Below are 1,839 nucleotides of genomic sequence, written 5' to 3'. Positions count from 1 at the left end.
CCGCCGCCGTGCCCAGGTTGAACTGGCTGTGCAGCATCACCGCCAGCGTGGACCAGAACGCGCTGAAGCCCACGGCCAGCAGCCCCTGCGCCCAGGCCGCACGGCGCAGCGCCGCGTGCTGGCGCCACAGTGCCACCATCGAGCCGATCAGCGCGCCGTAGCCTAGCTGCGTGGTGGGCGCAAAGCGCGGCAGCCCGCGCCACACGGCCACCGTCAGCAGCGCAATGGCCACCGCCGCCGCCACATACACCGTGCGCCAGCCCCACTGTTGCGCCACAAAGCCGCTGACCACGCGCGACAACAAAATGCCCAGCAGCAGCCCCGTCATCACCGTGCCCACCATGCGCCCGCGCTGTGCGGCCGGGGCCAGCGTGGCGGCAGCGGGCACCACGTCTTGCGCCACCGTAGCCGCCAGGCCCACGGCCAGGCTGGCCGCCAGCAGCGCGCCCATGCCGGGCGCCAGGCCGCTCAGCAGCAGCGCCAGCATCAGCGCGATGGACTTGATGACGATGATGCGGCGCCGGTCAAACCGGTCGCCCAGCGGCGCCAGCAGCAAGATGCCCAGCGCATACCCCAACTGCGTGAGCGTGGGCACCAGCCCCACCACGCGGCTGTCGGCCTGCATGTCGGGCCCCAGCACGCCCAGCATGGGCTGGCTGTAGTACAGCGACGCCACGCTCAGCCCCGCCGTGGTCGCCAGCAGCAACAGCAGCGGCGCGCTCACCGCGCCTGCCGCACTCTCTTCAGCCAGCGCCACCGGGGCCCGCCCCGCCACACCCCTTGCATGCACATTTTGAATGGAAGACATCACAACACCATCGGTTTAAAAGGAATGGTGCGATTGTTCTATCCCGTCGCCACGCTGGGTAGTAGGCTGAATTGCAGATTCGTTATACGCTTTGCGTATGACCAACACCCTGCCAGCCCTCCAACCCGGCGCAGACCGCATCGAGCTGATGCAAACCTTTGTCCGCATCGTCGAGGCCGGCAGCCTGTCGGCCGCCGCCCAGCAACTGGGCACCAGCCAGCCCACCGTGAGCCGCCGCCTGCAGGCGCTGGAGCGCAGCCTGGGCATCAAGTTGCTGCAGCGATCCACCCATGTGATGAAGTTGACTGAAGACGGCGACCGCTGCTTTGCCCACGCCAAGGCCCTGCTGGAAGACTGGCGCGCCATGGAGGACGACCTGCGCGGCACGGCCGACACCCCGCGCGGCACCCTGCGCGTGCTGGCGCCGCACGCCTTTGGGCAAGACCAGTTCATCGCCCCGCTGATGGCTTACTTGCGCCGCTACCCCGAGGTGGACGTGGAATGGATGCTGCACGACCGCCGCCCCAACTTCATCGCCGAAGGCATCGACTGCGCCATCCAGGTCGGCGCGGTGGACGACCCCAGCGTGGTGGCAGTGCGCCTGGCCGAGGTGCCCCGCATCGTGCTAGCCGCCCCCGCCCTCATGGCAGGGCGCCCTACGCCCCAGCACGCCCAGGACCTGCAACCCCTGCCCTGGCTGGCCCTGAGCACCTTCTACCGCCGCGAGGTCACGCTGACCCAAGAGCCCGGCGGCGAGGCCCATACCTTCGGCATCACCCCGCGTTTGGCCACCGACAGCCTGTACGCCCTGCGCAGCGCCGCCCTGGCGGGGCTGGGAGCGTGCATTTCTTCGGCATGGATCGTGGACAACGATGTGCGGCAGGGGAACTTGCTGCACCTGGTGCCCAACTGGCATGCAGCGCCGCTGCCGGTGTACTTGGTGTATCCGTATGCGCGGTTTTATCCGGCACGGTTGCGGTTGTTTTTGGAGGCGATGCGGGGGGCGATGCCCGGGTTGGTCGGGATGCGGG

The 1,839-nt window shown here is 69.0% G+C and carries 2 protein-coding genes; one reads left to right on the top strand and one right to left on the bottom strand.

Annotation, left to right across the window (positions count from 1 at the left end; translation table 11 throughout):
- Positions 1-808: MFS transporter (locus tag DBR23_RS09340; protein WP_233250362.1), on the bottom strand; the 808-nt coding region annotated here is incomplete at its 3' end.
- Between the two features lie 97 nt (positions 809-905).
- Between DBR23_RS09340 and DBR23_RS09335 the strand changes: the two genes are divergently transcribed.
- The coding region (locus tag DBR23_RS09335; protein WP_108498059.1) for a LysR family transcriptional regulator at positions 906-1,839 on the top strand (934 nt) is incomplete at its 3' end.

Origin of the sequence: Acidovorax sp. HMWF018 (assembly GCF_003061035.1) — a bacterium.
GTDB lineage: Bacteria > Pseudomonadota > Gammaproteobacteria > Burkholderiales > Burkholderiaceae_C > Acidovorax > Acidovorax delafieldii.
The sequence above is the reverse complement of the archived record's forward strand: the minus strand, read 5'-3'. Positions and strand labels throughout refer to the sequence as shown.